The sequence below is a fragment of the Bacillus cereus group sp. TH152-1LC genome, assembly GCF_027710505.1.
In the GTDB taxonomy this organism is placed as follows: Bacteria; Bacillota; Bacilli; order Bacillales; family Bacillaceae_G; genus Bacillus_A; species Bacillus_A mobilis.
The window spans coordinates 184,701-201,570 of the sequence record NZ_JAQFNK010000009.1; the positions used below are offsets into that span (position 1 = coordinate 184,701).

The window sequence follows — 16,870 nt, forward strand, 5'->3', positions numbered from 1 at the left end:
TGTTGAACGAGCTAACAGCGGAGGGGTTCCTACTGTTAATCGTTAAACCCGATAATTATTTTACGATTTTTTCAAGCTCCTCAAGTGAAAGATCTACTGAAATGGAACCATCATTTGTTTCTTTCTTAATTGCATCTGTTACTTCTTTTGAATGATAGAGTTCAATTACCTTTTTCAGTGTTGGATCATCTTTATCTTTCGTACGAGCTGCAAAAATATTAATATATGGCTTCGCATTTTCATTCTTTGGATCTTCTAAGAAAATCGGATCCTTCGCTGGATCTAACCCAGCTTGACCAGCAACACCGTTATTAATAACTGAAGCTGCTACATCTTTTAATACACGAGGTGTTTGCTGTGCGATAACCGGTGTAATTTTTAACTTTTTCGGATTTTCAGCAATGCCGCTTGGATCTCCAAATAAGCCAAAGTCTTTCTTAAGCTTTACTAATCCAGCTGCATCAAGAAGTTTTAATGCACGTGCTTGGTTCGTTGGATCATTTGGAATCGCAATTTCTGAACCATCTGGGATTTCACTTGCTTTCTTATGTTTTTCAGAGTATAAGCCCATTGGTGCAATTTGCGTTGTCCCAACAGCTGTAATATCTAACTTATGCTCTTTTTTAAATTGCTCTAAGAAAGCAATATGCTGGAATGAGTTTAGTTCAATATCTCCATCAGCTAACGCTTTATTTGGCGTTGTGTAATCAGAGAACTCAACCAGTTTAATTTTAATTCCTTCTTTTTCAGCTTTTTTCTTTAAAATTTCCCAAGCGTCTCCATCTGTTCCGGTTACACCTACGCGAACTGTTTTCTCTTTCGCTCCTGCCCCCGTGTCCCCACTTGAGCAGCCGCTTAACGCTGAAATTCCTACAATCGCTGATAATGCAAATGCTAAAATTTTCTTCATCTTCTTTTCCCCTCTTCCTTTTTATGATCTGCGTAAAAAGACTTTCGCAAAGTAGTTTCCTAAGTTTTGAGCTACCTGTACGAGAATAATAAGTAAAACGACCGTTACGAACATAACTGATGTATCAAAACGTTGATAACCATATGTCATTGCTAAGTCACCAAGACCGCCACCACCGACAAGCCCAGCAACTGCAGAAAATTCAATTAAACCAACTGTCATAAATGTAACTCCTAAAATCAATGGAGCTAACGCTTCTGGCACAAGGATTTCAAAAACAATTCTAATTGGTGAAGCACCCATCGCTTGAGCCGCTTCAATGACTCCTTTTGGAACTGAAACAAGATTTGTTTCAACCATTCTAGCAATACCGATTGATGCAACTAACGTCATTGGGAAAATCGCTGCTGCTGTTCCAATCGTCGTTCCAATAACGCTTCTTGTTAGTGGACTTAAAGCTACTAAGAAGATAATGAATGGAACCGGACGAATTGTATTAATAATGATATTAAGAATAGAAAAGACCCATTTATTTTCTAAAAAGTTTCCTTTTCTCGTTACATATAAAAGTAAACCTAGAGGTATACCAAGAATTGTAGCGAATATAAGGGTTACGATTACCATTAAGAGGGTATCCCCCGTCGCATCTACAATGCGAGGCCAAAATATACTCCAATCAACTCGCATGAGCTTCTACCTCCTTCAGCTGCACTTGCAGTCTTAGATGTTGTAATGCTTTTTGAATTTCTTTCTGCTCACCTTGCAACTCTACAAGTAGATTTCCAAATAGCACATTTTGAAGTTCAATAATATTTCCGTAAAGCACGTTTACATCGACGTTATAGTTTTTTGCGATATATGATAGTACTGGTTGCCCTGTCTCCTCACCAGTAAATGTTAAGCGATAAATCTGTCCTCCGTTTTGAATTTTCCCTAGAACACTTTCTGGTAAATGATCATTAATAATAGAACGTACAAAGTTTTGAGTCGTCTTTGTTTTCGGTTGTGTGAAAACGTCAAACAGTTTTCCTTCTTCAATAACCTTTCCCTTCTCCATTACAGCTACACGGTGACAAATTTCTTTCACAACGTGCATTTCATGTGTAATAAGAAGAATTGTTACATTGTATTCTCGATTAACTTTCTTTAATAAGTTTAATATCTCTGTCGTTGTTTCTGGATCTAAAGCTGACGTTGCCTCATCACATATAAGAATATCTGGCGATGTTGCAAGTGCTCTAGCAATACCAACACGTTGCTTTTGGCCACCTGATAGTTGCTCTGGATAATAGCTTGCTTTATCTTCTAACCCTACAAACTTCAGCAGTTCATTTACTCTTTCTTTTATCTCATTCTTTGGTACTTTTGCTAACTTTAGTGGATACGCAATATTCCCAAACACTGTTCTTGAATTAAATAAATTAAAACTTTGAAAAATCATCCCGATTCTTTGTCTTAGCTTCCGTAATTCTTTCGTCGATAGTGATGTAATATCTTTATCATCTATTGAAATCGTTCCTGCCGTCGGTCTCTCTAACATATTTACTAAGCGTAACAACGTACTCTTTCCAGCGCCACTAAAACCGATAATGCCAAAAATTTCGCCCTTCTCAACGGATAATGTTACATCATCCACCGCATGAACAGATTGCCCACCTGATTCATATACTTTACTTACGTTCTTAAAAGAAATCATTTTTCCCCCTCCTATATGCTGTAAAAACTTGAAGTAGAGCTTTCGAGGTAAAATAAAAAGTGCTCTCCTTCTTATCAACCATAAAGATAAGAAGGAGAGCACTTATATGTACTCGTTCACATCTTCTCATCTTCCAAGCCTTTCATAGGCTTGCTGGAGTTAGCACGGTATTAAAAAACCCGTTGCTGAGGTATCGTAGGGCCAGTCCCTCCACCTCTCTGGATAAGAATGTATCGATTTAATTGTCGTTTAATTAATTCTCATTATAGAACTCAGAATAATAAGAGTCAATACATTTTTTAGAAAAATATTAATTATTTCTTTATTAAAATTTTCAAATAAAAAATTACAATATAATATTGGTTTTTAAAGTTATGTAAAATTCTCCTCCTTCATATTTTTTAAAAGGAGAATCCTCTCTATAAAGTGAAACTATAATCAGTGGGGGGGTTTTGTTCATCCCCCACTGATTATTAGCCCTCACCAATCGGACATTTACGGACAGTTGATCTCCCACCTAACTTCTTTGCTCCAGCCGAATTTTGAGGTGGGAGTTTTACTGCTCGTTAATGTCGGATAAATTGAATACCATTATTTGAATATGAAATCGGAGGAAGATAAATATATGAAAACAGCTCTTTTACTCGTTGATATTCAAAATGACTATTTTCCACATGGAAAAATGGAATTGCGTAATCCAGCAGAAGCAAGCGAATATGCTAGTCAGCTACTACAATTCTTTAGAACGAAAAATGAACCTATTTTTCATATCCAACATGTAGCAATTAAAGATGATGCTACTTTTTTCCTACCCAATACAGAAGGTGTACATATTCATGAGAGCGTACGTCCACTTAGAGAAGAAACCGTTATACTCAAACATTATCCAAATAGTTTTCGCGAAACCGATCTTCTAGAACAATTACAACGTTTAAATATTGAGCACGTCGTCATATGCGGGATGATGACTCATATGTGCATTGATGCTACCGTAAGGGCGGCTTTTGATTTCGGCTTTCCATGTACCGTTATACATGATGCTTGTGCTACAAAAGATCTTTCTTTTAAGAATGCTACGATACCAGCCGTTTATATTCATAACACAATTTTGGCTAGTTTAAATGGAGTATATGCAAATGTAATGAGTACAGAGGAGTTTTTGGCTACAAAAAAACACTCCCTTCAGTGAGCAAAACCGAAAAGAGTGTTTCTTGTCAAACCATAGATTTTCTTTCAAATTGTATTATACAGGAAATCCTTAAAATGAATACTAAAAAATATGACTAATAAGTCAACTTTTCTCGTTGTTTTGTTTCTATTTACATGTTTATCCCGATATGAATAGGGTTTAGCTAGTTCCAATCGCCAAATAGTAATATATGGTAATCAGAACTAGTTTCTCCTATCAAAAACGCAACATATTATTTATCTGTTTGTTTTTGCTTCTTTTTTAAATACTCCGCACGCAAATTTTCAATTTGCTGCTTTTTATCAAATTTGGCAGGCGTCTGTTTTTCATGAAACTTTGCCACAGCTACCTGACTCTTGTAATCCAATTGATATTTTCCCACTTTGTTCACCTACTTTTCTTGTCCTTAAAGAGAATCTATTCAACAAATATAATATATCTTATTTACTGAAGTAAACCTTATTACCCTTATTAGTTTTTCTAGGTATATCTATCTTAATCCACATATAGAAAGTTTTTCAAAAAAAAGAGATCTTCGCAGACTGCGAAGATCTCTTCTACTATTTCTTATAAAGTTTCAGAAGTAGTTTTTGCTTGCATGTGAAGTGCTAAGTAGTCAGGGCCACCAGCTTTAGAGTCTGTACCAGACATGTTAAAGCCACCGAATGGTTGGTAACCTACGATTGCACCAGTACATCCACGGTTAAAGTATAAGTTACCCACATGGAATTCTTCACGTGCTTTTTCAATATGGTCACGGTTATTAGTAACAACAGCACCTGTTAAACCGTACTCTGTATTGTTTGCAATTGCTAGTGCATGATCAAAGTCTTTTGCTTTACAGAATGCTACTACTGGTCCGAAGATTTCTTCTTTCATTAAGCGAGCATCTTCTGCAACATCAGCAACGATTGTTGGTTGGATGAACCAGCCTTTAGAATCGTCTCCTTCGCCACCTGCTAAAATTCTACCTTCTTCTTTACCAATTGCAACATAGCTCATTACTTTATCGAATGCAGCTTGGTCATTAACAGGACCCATGTTTGTACCTAATACAGCTGGGTTAGCAACTGTTAATTCTTTCGTTAATTCAACAGCACGATTTAATACGTGGTCGTATACATCTTCATGGATTACTGCACGAGAACATGCAGAACATTTTTGTCCTGAGAATCCGAATGCCGATGCAACGATAGATTTAGCTGCTAATTCAAGATCTGCTTCTTTATCAACAACGATTGTATCTTTACCACCCATTTCAGCGATAACGCGTTTTAACCAAATTTGGCCTGGGTTTACTTTCGCTGCGCGCTCATAAATACGGATACCTACATCACGAGATCCAGTGAAGCTCACGAAACGTGTACGAGGGTGATCTACTAAGTAGTCACCAACTTCAGAACCATTACCTGGAACGAAGTTTACTACGCCAGCTGGTAAGCCAGCTTCTTCTAATACTTCCATGAATTTCGCTGCTACTACAGGAGTTGTACTAGCTGGTTTTAGTAATACTGTGTTACCAGAAACTAAAGCAGCTGTTGTCATACCTGCCATAATTGCGAATGGGAAGTTCCAAGGAGAAATGATAACACCTACTCCTAATGGAATGTAAGAGAAACGATTATATTCAATTGGACGGCTTTCTACTGGAATACCGTCTTTTAATTTTAACATTTGACGACCATAATATTCCATAAAGTCGATTGCTTCTGCTGTATCAGCATCTGCCTCATTCCATGGTTTACCTGCTTCTTTTACAAGAATAGCAGAGAATTCATGTTTTCTGCGACGAACGATTGCTGCAGCACGGAATAAAATGTCTGCACGCATTTCTGGCTTTGATTTTCTCCAAGTTTGGAATGTTTCATCCGCTACTTGCATTGCTTTTTCAGCTAACTCACGGCTTGCTTTTGAAACGCGACCAACAAGTTCCTCTTTATTTGCAGGGTTTACAGAAACAATTTTGTCTTCTGTAGTGATTTTTTCTCCCCCAATAATTAATGGATAGTCTTGTCCAAGATAAGATTCTACTTTCTTTAAACCTTCTTCAAACGCTAATTTGTTAGCCTCCACTGAAAAATCTGTAAATGGCTCATGTTTGTATGCTACTACCATCCTTTTAGCCTCCCCTTAGAAAAACGTTTACATTTTACAACATTATTCTACACGATAATTTAGATTTATTCAAATATTCCTAGACTTATATTTTAAAAATTAATAAATTTTTAAAATATAATAAAAAAAACAGAGTTATACATACGTATAACTCTAAAAAATATGAGTATATTCCAAAATGTTTTTTCCAATCAATAAAATAGTTACTAATAAAAATAAAGTTCTTACATATCCAACACCTTTTTGAACTGCAAACTTTGATCCAAAATAAGCGCCAAAAATCATCGATAACCCCATAATAATACCGTATTCAAAATGAATTACGTCTAAAAATAAAAAAGTAATTAAAGATACGATATTACTAACAAAGTTCAAAAGTTTTCCAGATGCTGCCGCTTGAATAAAATCCAAACCAATTAATAAAAATGCAAAAATTAAAAAGGATCCTGTCCCTGGCCCAAAAAATCCATCGTAAAACCCTATCATTAAAATAACAAAGAAAAATATTAATGTTTTTCTTTTCGTCATCTTCTTATAGGTAGATACACTTCCCCAATCCTTTTTTGCAATAATATAAATAGCAATAAACACCAACATCACAAGCACTAACGGACGTAAAATATCCGGCGGAATAAACTTTACTACTAAAGCACCTGAGACCGCTCCTATAATAGTTAACGGGATTAACTTTCCTACAATTTTAAAATCGACCTTTCCTGATCGAATAAAATAAATTGCACTCGTAAACGTCCCCATCGTTGCCGCTAATTTATTTGTTGCAATTGCCGAAGCTGGTGGTAAACCAACAAACATAAGTGCAGGAAGCGAAATTAATCCTCCACCGCCAACAACTGAATCAATAAAAGCTGCTAAAAAGCCGAATGCAATTAATAAAATAATGACTTGAAAACTTAATTCGTCCATTTGCTTTACCCCTTACCCCCATTATTTATAACATTTTAAATTATAACAAAATTACTCAAGAAAAAAAGCCGTTCCATAAAGGAACAGCCCTCCTATTTAATCTAAAATTTTCACAAACGGTTCATCTTGCTTCGCTTCACGTATAATAATCGCTTCTGGGCTTTCTACAGATTTAATCGTTACTTGTACTTTCATATAATTCGGGAAGTATTCCATAACAAGCCCGGCTACATATTGTGTAAAACCAATTATTTCTGCTTTCCCATTAAACTGGACAGGAATATCAAGCTTTATTTCTCTTAATTCATCGTCTCTATACATACCAGTACCGATAACAGCTGTATAGTCGCCTTGGAAATAATCGCTTAGTTTTGCTTTAAAGTTCGATACTCTCGCAAGGTCTTCACGTTTATTATCTGTTTTCGCTTGTTCAGATGGGAACAAATAATATTTCTCATTAATTTGTTTCCAATCCTCAACCGTTTCACTGCCTTTTTCAACATTCGCATAAGAAACAAAGTTACCTGGCACGAGTGAAGCCTTTGGAGCCTGACGATAAATTGCAAATGTTATTGGAACATTTTTTGTGTCAGCTTTTTTTTCATGCATAAATTTCAAGACTTCTTGCGCCATTTTTTTCCCTTCAGCTAACATTTTTTCTTGCTCAATTTTAGCCTCACGCGGATAACCATGCTCTTCCTCGTAATAATGAACCGAATTCATTGCTAAACCAATTACAATTCCTTGGAGCTCATCTGTTTCGCCTTTTTTCACATAATAATCATGCTCTAAAATATTGGAAATATATATTGGATTTTTTTTATTTTTTGCCTCTAATGATTCAGATCCTCCACCTAACGCTGGATTTAACCCGATATTTGGGAATTTAACTGCATCTTTTTTTAATTTGTCCTCTAGTTCCTTTTGTTCAGCATCTGTACGCTTTCTTTTAACAAGCATCTGCAAATTTTGAGCATCTAGAGCACTTCCACCTTTAAAGAAATGATCTTTCGTACTAAAGGATTCTTTTGCAATACGCATTAATCCTGTTTCAAATTCATCTATATCAAGACGATTACTTACTCCTTGTACAACTAAACCACGTGCAGCTCCTGCTTGAAATGGAATAGTCGCCTTATAATATTCATCCGAAATAGAGTACTTCGGAACGATTGCTTGTTCTTTTGCTTTCCCAGATTTCTCAACCACTTTTTCATCTTTATCGGTACCTGCACTACACCCACTTACAAGTAGACCAAGGCTTAATACCGCTAATGCTATTTTTTTCATGGTAAGTTTGCACCTCTTACTTATTTAGCTCTTGTAAGAACCTCTCTTCATTCCAAACCTCAACATTATGCTTCTCAGCTTGTGCTAATTTCGAACCTGCTGCTTCACCTGCAACAACTAAATCCGTACTTTTACTAACACTTCCTGTTACTTTTCCACCTAATGCCTCAATCTTCTTCTTCGCTTCACTACGTCCCATAACTTCTAATTTACCTGTTAAAACGACAGTTTTTCCTGCGAAGTACGACTCAACATTTTGTAAATCAGCAATTTTTATACCTTTGTATGCCATATTCACGCCATACTCTTTAAATTGTTGTAATAACTCTAATACGTCTTCATTATCAAAATACGTCACGACGGATTGAGCCATTTTTTCACCAATCTCATTAATTGCTTTTAGTTCTTCTTCCGTTGCTTTCACAAGCGCATCCATCGTTTCGAAATGCTCTGCAAATGTACGTGCTGCTTTTGCTCCGACATGGCGGATACCAAGGCCAAATAATAATCGCTCTAATGAGTTTTCTTTAGAATTCTCAATTGCTTGCACTAAATTCGTTGCTGATTTTTCACCGAATCGTTCTAGCTGCAATAATTGCTCTTTCGTCAACGAATATAAATCAGCAAATGTACGAATATAATCCGCATCAAAGAGTTGTGTAATAACACGTTCTCCAAGTCCATCAATATTCATTGCATTTCTTGAAACGAAATGAATTAAACCTTCTCGAATTTGAGCTGGACAAGTTGGATTTATACACCGAAGTGCTACTTCTTCTTCTAAACGAACTAGTTCACTCTCACATGCTGGACAATGCGTTGGCATATGATATTCTTCTTCCTCACCAGTACGCTTATCGAAAATAACGTTCACAACTTCAGGAATAATATCCCCGGCCTTCTTCACTACAACATAGTCACCAATTCGAATGTCCTTTTCACGAATTAAATCTTCGTTATGTAAAGAAGCACGACGAACGATAGTACCAGCCACTCGCACTGGCTCTAGCTCTGCTGTCGGTGTTACAACCCCTGTACGACCAACACTTAATTCAATGCCTGTTAATCTTGTTACAACCTCTTCAGCCGGGAATTTATAAGCAATTGCCCATCTTGGACTCTTTGCTGTAGTTCCTAAACTTTCTTGAAGAGCAACATTATCTACTTTTATAACGATTCCATCAATCTCATAATCAAGATGCGGGCGTTTTTCTTGCCATTCTTCTACATAAGCTATAACTTCTTCGATTGTTTCACATGTACGACGATTTGGATTTGTTTTGAATCCAAGTTCACCTAAGAAATCAAGCGATTCACTATGTGATGGAATTGTTTTTTCTTCTACATTCGCAAGACCGTACACAAACATAGATAAGTTACGCTTCGCTGCAATTTTTGGATCAAGTTGGCGTATTGAACCTGCCGCCGCATTACGCGGATTCGCAAATACATCTTCACCATTTTGTTCTTTTTCTTCATTTAACTTAACGAATGAACGCTTCGGCATATAAGCTTCGCCTCGTGCTTCTAACGTTACTTCTTCATTTAAACGGAGCGGGATCGCTTTAATCGTTTTTAAATTTTGAGTAATATCTTCACCTGTTACACCATCACCACGTGTTGCCCCTTGAATGAAGCGTCCTTTTTCATAATGAAGTGAAACAGCAAGTCCGTCAATTTTTAATTCGCATATATATCTTACATTCGCATCATCAATTCCTTGGCGTACTCTTCGGTCGAAATCACGTAAATCTCCTTCGTTAAATGCATTTCCTAAACTTAACATCGGTGACTTATGTGTTACTTTTTCAAATATATCAAGAACAGTCCCCCCAACGCGAATGGAGGGAGAGTCTTCGCTCATAAACTCTGGATTCTCTGCTTCTAATTTTATAAGCTCCTGCATATTACGGTCATACTCCGCATCAGAAACAGAAGGATTGTCTAATACGTGATACTGATAGTTAAATGTATTTAACAAATCACGCAGTTCTTCTATACGTTGTTTTGCTATCTCTTTTGACATATCCTCATTCCTTTCCTATTGTTTCGTCACAGGTGCAAATTTTGCTAACAAACGTTTAACACCAATTGGGCTTGGGAACGCAATATCTAATTCTTTTGCATCACCTTCACCTTTTACACTGACAACTGTACCGACTCCCCATTTTTGGTGGGAAGCTTTATCTCCTACTGCCCAGCCGATTTGCTCGCCACCTGTCGTCTTAGCTGCAGGACTCGCGAAAGCTGAACGAGAGCGTGTTGTAGTTGTCATTGTCGTTCTGCTGCTACTAGCCGTTCTGCCTTTTGCACCAAACGAAGTTTCACGCTTCGGCGCTGTTTCATTTAACGATTCTACTAGCTCTGCCGGGATTTCTGTAATAAATCGCGATGCGGCATTCATACTTGTTCGACCAAATAAAGTACGCATTTGTGCATTGGATAAATATAACTCTTCTTCTGCACGAGTAATACCTACATAAGCAAGGCGACGCTCTTCTTGCATTTCATCTTCTTCCATTAGAGAACGAGTATGTGGGAATATTCCTTCCTCTAACCCTACAATAAAGACAACTGGGAACTCTAACCCTTTCGCTGAGTGCATCGTCATTAAAATAACTTCCTCACCAGCAGTTGGATCTTCATCGACACGATCAATATCAGCAACAAGCGCTAAGTCTGTTAAGAATGCAACAAGGCTCTTATCTTCGCTTTGAGATTCAAATGTTTGCGTAACAGATAAAAACTCATCTAAGTTCTCTAAACGACCTTCCGCTTCTAAAGTACGCTCGTTTTTCAACATATCGCGATAGCCTGTTTTTTCAATAACTTCTTCTACCAATTCCGTAACAGATAAATACTCTTGCATATTTACCCAGTTGTGTAATAAACCTGCGAATTCTTTTACTGCCTTTGTGATTTTTGCACTTACTCCAACATGCTCAATCTCATCGAATACAGCAGTTAATGAAATTCCATTTTGTACACCGTAATTAATAATTTTATCGATAGAAGTCACACCAATTCCACGCTTTGGCATGTTAATAATACGTGCGAAACTAATCTCATCATCTGGATTCCCAATTAAACGTAAATACGCCAAAATGTCTTTAATCTCTTTACGATCGTAGAACTTTGTACCGCCGACAATCTTGTAAGGAATATTAGATTTCAGGAAAATCTCCTCGACCATACGAGACTGCGCATTTGTACGATATAACACTGCAAAATCAGTATATTTTCGTTTTCCCATTTGAATATCGTCACGAATTTTTTTCGCAACAAAATATGCTTCGTCTTTTTCCGTTGCAGCACGGTAATATGAGATTTTGCTTCCAACTTGATTGTCTGTCCATAATTTTTTCGGTTTACGGTTTGAATTTTTTTCAATAACAGCATTCGCTGCATTTAAAATATTTTGTGACGAACGATAGTTTTGTTCTAACAGAATAACTTGCGCATTCTCATAGTCTTTTTCAAATGACAAAATGTTAGAAATGTCAGCCCCGCGCCAGCGGTAAATAGACTGATCTGAGTCACCTACGACGCATAAATTTTTAAAACGTGCTGCTAAATGTTTAACAAGAAGGTACTGCGCCTTGTTCGTATCTTGATACTCATCCACGTGAATGTATTGGAACTTGCGCTGATAAAACTCTAGTACTTCTGGAACACGTTCAAATAACTGAATCGTTGTCATAATTAAATCATCAAAGTCTAATGAGTTATTTTTCAGAAGACGTTTTTGATATTCTGTATATACATCGCTCGTTAATTTTTCATATGGATCAGCGATTGTAATTTTTTTCGCATATTTATCTGCAGATAACAATTCATTTTTCGCATTACTAATACCCGCTAAAATAGAGCGCGGCTCAAATTTCTTCGGATCAATATTGCGCTCTTTCATGATTTTCTTCACAACCGTTAACTGATCGCCTGAATCTAAGATTGTAAAGTTACGATTAATACCAATACGATCGATATCACGTCGTAAAATACGTACACACATAGAGTGGAACGTAGAAATCCAAATATCTTCTGCTTCTGGCCCGACAAGTGTATCAATACGCTCGCGCATTTCACGAGCCGCTTTATTTGTAAAGGTAATAGCTAGTACATTCCATGGCGCTATACCTTTTTCACCAAGTAAATACGCAATACGATGTGTTAACACACGTGTTTTACCACTACCTGCACCTGCCATTAATAGAAGTGGTCCGTTCGTTGTTTGTACTGCTTTTTGTTGCTGCGGATTTAAACCATTTAATAACCTGTCTGTCTTACTCATATACGCCTGCACCTACTCTCCTTTTATTTACTGCTTTAACCGTTTTTAACGCTGCTTTTATATCATCATAAATAATATTTCCAACAACTACTGTATCAGCATACTGCGCCATTTCTTTCGCTTGTTCTGCATTAGAAATACCGCCTCCGTAATACAACTTAGCTTGTTTTAATTCTGATTTTACATTTTTAACAAGTTCAACATCTCCATACGTACCGCTATATTCTAAATAAAATATCGGTAAACGTAATAGCTTGTCTGCTAAACGCGCGTATGCAATCACATCATCTTCTGTTACATCACATTTCGCATCTGTAAGCTGGGCTACTTTCGCTTCAGGATTTAAAACACAATACCCTTCCATGAAAATTTCGTCCCAATCCATAATATCCCCAAATTCTTTCAAAGCCTCATGATGAACGCCTGTTACCCATTCTACTTTTCGGCTATTTAAAACGCTTGGGATATAATAAAAATCAAATCCTGGTGTAATTGCTTCCACATCAGAAACCTCTAACACACAAGGAACTGCATATCTACGAATGCTAACTAGCATGTGCAGTACATTATCAATTGTCACTCCATCACTTCCGCCTACAATAACAGCATCTGTTCCAGACTCACAAATCATTTCTAAATGTTCGTCACTTAGCTCCTTATTTGGATCAAGCTTAAATACATGTTTCCACCCGGAAATATCGTACATGAAAACACCCTTTCTTTTCTCTATTTATATATTTCTGTTCAAAATAACAGTTTATTTTCATTAGGATTTTTTAACTTCATCTTAAATATTTGTTTAAAACGGAGAATTAAGTTTGGAATTCCCTCTTCCACATTTTTTCAAACTAGAGGATTTAATTTTGAACTTCCTTTTATGCATTCTTTCATTATAACAAAAAAAGCTACTTACACACACGCACATTCCAACATCTTTTTCAACGTCAAATGTTGGATTACATATCCCAAAAATCACACGGGATACTAATAAGAGAAATAGTATTATCTATTTCAACTTTCATAAAAAGGAGTGTTTTTCTAATGAAACAAAACATCGGTACAATAAATGCCCTAATTCGAATTACACTCGGACTTATCCTCTTCGGCTGTAGTAGCGCTAAACTTGTACGCAAGCCGTGGTGCACTTGGTCTAACGTCTTGCTATGGATTGGTGCAATGAAAATTGCGGAGGGAATTGTTCGTTTCTGTCCTGTTGTTGAAATGTGGAAATTCGGAAAATACATGAATATGGAGGCATTTAAAATGCCTAGCATGAATTTTACTGAAAAGGGACATGCTAAAGAAGAAGTGAATCAAACTTCCAATCACGACAAACCACGGTCAAACGGAAGTTTTGACGCTTCTGACAAAGAGATTGAGTCAGCGATTGAAGATATAATCCTGGCAAAACCGCTTTGAATCATTTGTCACGATGCAAGATGCTCTCAAAGAGACTTAGCTGCTGCAGTGGGCGGTTAAGTCTTCTTTATTTTACCATAAAACAGAACGTACATTCTTGTTTTAAACCTTAAAATATACATAAGAGGTACCCAATCAATAAAATTCAGAAAATTAGGTGTAAACCCCTTGCTTAAAATGATATAAAAGTGATATCATTTTTATATCAGGAGGCGATCATATGAAAGAAAAACAAGTATTTTATGTTAATGGTTTTCTTGGGATTATTGGAATTTTGATTTTAGCCGCTATCGGTGTATTTTTCCTTATACAAGAAATTTTCATAGGAGCAGCATTAACTATTATTTTAGCCGCAGTTCTTGCTACAGGTATTGGTATTGTTCAACCAAACCAAGCGAAGGTCATTACATTTTTCGGTAATTACTTAGGAACAATTCGTCAAAATGGTTTATTTTTAACGATTCCGTTCGCATTCCGTCAAACTGTATCGTTACGTGTTGAAAACTTTAATAGTAAGAAATTAAAAGTAAATGATGTTGAGGGAAATCCAATTGAAATTGCAGCCGTTATCGTATATAAAGTTGTTGATTCTGCAAAAGCAATGTTCGGTGTTGAACATTACGATCGATTTGTAGAAATTCAAAGTGAAACAGCAATCCGCCACGTTGCAACAAAATATCCTTATGACAATTTCCAAGATGAAACTTGCATCACGTTACGCGGAAATACGGAAGAAATCTCTGAAGAATTAAAACGTGAATTAGAAGCGCGCCTTGAAATTGCTGGCGTAGAAGTATTAGAAACTCGTTTAACACATTTAGCTTACGCAACAGAAATTGCCCATGCAATGCTCCAACGTCAACAAGCAAAAGCAGTATTAGCTGCTAGAAAAGAGATTGTTGAAGGTGCTGTGAAGATGGCAAAAGATTCAATCCATATGTTAGATGAGGAAGGCGTACTGGAACTCGATGACGAGCGTAAAGCAAATATGGTGAACAATTTATTAGTTGCCATCGTTTCAGATAAAGGTGCGCAACCAGTTATTAATACAGGAAGCCTATACTAAAAGGTTGTAAATCATTATGGCTAAAAAGAAAAGCTTTCCATTACGTATTGATCCTGAATTACACGCTGTCATCGAAAAATGGGCGAATGATGAGTTTCGTAGCGTCAATGCACACATCGAATATTTGCTTCGAGAAATGGCAAAGCAAAAAGGAAAATTAAAAAAAGATAAAGATGCATAAAAAATCCCGCTGAGAACTCAGCGGGATTTTTACATATTAGCTCCTCGTCATCTCATGCCCAATTGCACGATATCCTATATCACTTCGGTAAAATAGACCATCACTCTCAATTTTGCCGATTTCTTTATACACCTTATCTTTCGCTTCTTGTAAAGTATTTGCCTTACAAGCCACAAATAGTACACGACCACCGTTTGTTACAAAGTCACCATGCTTCATCGCTGTACCTGAATGGAAAACAATTACACCTTGCAATGTGTCTAATCCGTTAATAATGTCACCTTTTTTATATACTTCTGGATATCCTTTCGAAGCAAGTACAACACCAATGACGGCTTCCTCTGACCATTGTAATATTAACTCACTTTCATCTAATATAGCGTTACATACATCAACTAAATCATTTTCTAAGCGAGGTAATACTACTTCTGTTTCAGGATCGCCAAAGCGGGCATTAAATTCAATTACCTTTGGGCCATCATTTGTTAAAATAAGTCCCGCATATAAAATCCCTGTAAATGAACGTTTTTCTGCAATCATCGCTTTAGCAGTTGGATGTAATACCGTGTTTATCGCCTCTTGAACTGCTGATTCTGGAATTTGTGGTACTGGAGAGTACGCGCCCATTCCGCCTGTATTTGGACCTTTATCACCATCAAAAGCACGTTTATGATCTTGCGCAATTGCCATCGGATGCACAGTTGTCCCATTCACAAATGCCATTAATGAAAATTCTTGTCCATCTAAAAACTCTTCAATAACAACCTTCTTACTTGCTTCGCCGAACTTTACATCTTGTAGCATTTCTTTCACAGCCTGTAATGCCTCTTCAAGTGTCATTGCTACTGTTACACCTTTACCAGCAGCTAATCCATCTGCCTTAATAACAATCGGTGCACCAACTTTTTGAATGTATTGTACCGCTTCTTCATAATCTGTAAAAGTTTCATATGCCGCAGTTGGAATATCATACTTTTTCATCAATTCTTTCGTAAAAGCCTTACTACCTTCAATAACAGCAGCCGCCTTATTTGGACCAAATACACGAAGTCCCTCTTCTTTAAAACGATCAACAATTCCATTCATTAGTGGAATTTCTGGTCCAACGAAAGTTAACTCAACCTTATTCTCTTTGGCAAATAGAACTAATGCATCAAAATCATTTTCATCAATATCAACTGGTGTTGCAACATCGCGCATACCTTCATTACCCGGTGCTACATATACCTTTTCCACTTTTGCAGATTGTGCAAACTTCCAAGCTAAAGCATGCTCACGCCCACCGCGTCCGATTACTAAAACATTCATATTTCATCCCCCAATACTTAAATAAGTACAAACTAGAAGCTATGCTCCTAGTTTGTTTTCATATCAATAAAAGTTTAAAAAAGAGAATCAAGAACAACGACGACATGCGAAGGTTATCTCGACCGGACCTTTTAAACATCCATATCAAGCAAAGTTTAAAAGGGAGGATCGGGAGAATCAAGCAGGTCGAGGCGCATTCGCCAGGAGGACACGGAGTGTAGTTTTCCTACATGAGTACCGCACTGGTAATGCAACGACGACATGCGAAGGTTATCTCGACCGGACTTTTTAAACATCCATATCAATAGAAGTTTAAAAGGGAGGATCGAGAGAACCGAGCAGGTCGAGGCGCATTTGACAGAAGGACACGGAATGTAGCTTTCCTACATGAGTACCGCACTGGCAATGCAACGACGACATGCGAAGGTTATCTCGACCGGACTTTTTAAACATCCATATCAATAGAAGTTTAAAAGGGAGG

Annotated in this window: 15 protein-coding genes and 1 riboswitch; of the genes, 4 read left to right on the plus strand and 11 right to left on the minus strand. The window is 37.0% G+C overall.

Features of this window, described 5'->3' with window-relative positions:
* Window positions 1–55 precede the first annotated feature (55 nt).
* From PDL00_RS20560 to PDL00_RS20570, 3 genes are read right to left on the minus strand one after another with little or no spacing between them, the layout of a single operon-like run.
* Window positions 56–910, minus strand: coding sequence for a MetQ/NlpA family ABC transporter substrate-binding protein (locus PDL00_RS20560; protein WP_242243089.1), 855 nt, complete (start codon window positions 908–910; stop codon window positions 56–58).
* A 21-nt stretch (window positions 911–931) separates the two neighbouring features.
* Window positions 932–1,597 carry a methionine ABC transporter permease gene (locus tag PDL00_RS20565; RefSeq protein ID WP_001261881.1) on the minus strand — a complete coding sequence of 222 codons (666 nt, stop codon included), beginning with the start codon at window positions 1,595–1,597 and terminating at the stop codon, window positions 932–934.
* Window positions 1,587–2,606, minus strand: a complete 1,020-nt coding sequence (locus PDL00_RS20570) for a methionine ABC transporter ATP-binding protein (RefSeq protein ID WP_270730931.1) — start codon at window positions 2,604–2,606, stop codon at window positions 1,587–1,589. The genes PDL00_RS20565 and PDL00_RS20570 overlap by 11 nt, the downstream gene beginning before the upstream one ends.
* A gap of 123 nt (window positions 2,607–2,729) precedes the next feature.
* Window positions 2,730–2,835, minus strand: a riboswitch (SAM riboswitch).
* Between the two features lie 396 nt (window positions 2,836–3,231).
* Between PDL00_RS20570 and PDL00_RS20575 the strand changes: the two genes are divergently transcribed.
* Complete coding sequence (locus PDL00_RS20575) at window positions 3,232–3,795, plus strand: cysteine hydrolase family protein (protein WP_242256753.1); 564 nt, start codon at window positions 3,232–3,234, stop codon at window positions 3,793–3,795.
* A gap of 232 nt (window positions 3,796–4,027) precedes the next feature.
* On the opposite strand, the gene PDL00_RS20580 is transcribed toward PDL00_RS20575, so the two are convergent.
* The 7 genes from PDL00_RS20580 to PDL00_RS20610 form a co-directional block, all read right to left on the minus strand.
* Window positions 4,028–4,177 (minus strand): hypothetical protein, encoded by a 150-nt coding sequence (locus PDL00_RS20580; protein ID WP_000521652.1) that lies wholly within the window; start codon window positions 4,175–4,177, stop codon window positions 4,028–4,030.
* A 185-nt stretch (window positions 4,178–4,362) separates the two neighbouring features.
* Window positions 4,363–5,910 carry an L-glutamate gamma-semialdehyde dehydrogenase gene (gene pruA / locus PDL00_RS20585; protein WP_000259556.1) on the minus strand — a complete coding sequence of 516 codons (1,548 nt, stop codon included), beginning with the start codon at window positions 5,908–5,910 and terminating at the stop codon, window positions 4,363–4,365.
* A gap of 153 nt (window positions 5,911–6,063) precedes the next feature.
* Complete coding sequence (locus tag PDL00_RS20590; protein ID WP_242256750.1) at window positions 6,064–6,834, minus strand: TSUP family transporter; 771 nt, start codon at window positions 6,832–6,834, stop codon at window positions 6,064–6,066.
* 96 nt (window positions 6,835–6,930) lie between these two features.
* Window positions 6,931–8,124, minus strand: a complete 1,194-nt coding sequence (locus tag PDL00_RS20595; protein ID WP_242256748.1) for a CamS family sex pheromone protein — start codon at window positions 8,122–8,124, stop codon at window positions 6,931–6,933.
* A 16-nt stretch (window positions 8,125–8,140) separates the two neighbouring features.
* Entirely contained in the window at window positions 8,141–10,150 is a 2,010-nt protein-coding gene (gene ligA / locus PDL00_RS20600; RefSeq protein ID WP_242256745.1) for an NAD-dependent DNA ligase LigA, read from the minus strand.
* A 15-nt stretch (window positions 10,151–10,165) separates the two neighbouring features.
* Window positions 10,166–12,415 carry a DNA helicase PcrA gene (pcrA, locus tag PDL00_RS20605; protein ID WP_270730932.1) on the minus strand — a complete coding sequence of 750 codons (2,250 nt, stop codon included), beginning with the start codon at window positions 12,413–12,415 and terminating at the stop codon, window positions 10,166–10,168.
* Window positions 12,408–13,121 carry a heptaprenylglyceryl phosphate synthase gene (locus tag PDL00_RS20610; RefSeq protein WP_270730933.1) on the minus strand — a complete coding sequence of 238 codons (714 nt, stop codon included), beginning with the start codon at window positions 13,119–13,121 and terminating at the stop codon, window positions 12,408–12,410. The genes pcrA and PDL00_RS20610 overlap by 8 nt, the downstream gene beginning before the upstream one ends.
* Before the next feature lie 335 nt (window positions 13,122–13,456).
* Here PDL00_RS20610 and PDL00_RS20615 point away from each other — a divergent pair, with 335 nt between their 5' ends.
* The 3 genes from PDL00_RS20615 (at window position 13,457) to PDL00_RS20625 (ending at window position 15,081) form a co-directional block, all read left to right on the plus strand.
* Window positions 13,457–13,834 carry a YgaP family membrane protein gene (locus PDL00_RS20615; RefSeq protein ID WP_270730934.1) on the plus strand — a complete coding sequence of 126 codons (378 nt, stop codon included), beginning with the start codon at window positions 13,457–13,459 and terminating at the stop codon, window positions 13,832–13,834.
* A gap of 220 nt (window positions 13,835–14,054) precedes the next feature.
* Window positions 14,055–14,900, plus strand: a complete 846-nt coding sequence (locus PDL00_RS20620) for an SPFH domain-containing protein (protein WP_000660678.1) — start codon at window positions 14,055–14,057, stop codon at window positions 14,898–14,900.
* 16 nt (window positions 14,901–14,916) lie between these two features.
* A complete protein-coding gene (locus PDL00_RS20625; protein ID WP_001085171.1) occupies window positions 14,917–15,081 on the plus strand; it encodes a toxin-antitoxin system HicB family antitoxin in 165 nt (54 codons plus the stop codon).
* A 36-nt stretch (window positions 15,082–15,117) separates the two neighbouring features.
* Here the strand turns inward: PDL00_RS20625 and purD are convergent, their stop codons facing one another.
* The gene (purD, locus tag PDL00_RS20630; protein WP_270730935.1) at window positions 15,118–16,389 is read right to left on the minus strand and encodes a phosphoribosylamine--glycine ligase; all 1,272 of its coding nucleotides are present in this window, start codon (window positions 16,387–16,389) and stop codon (window positions 15,118–15,120) included.
* Window positions 16,390–16,870 lie beyond the last annotated feature (481 nt).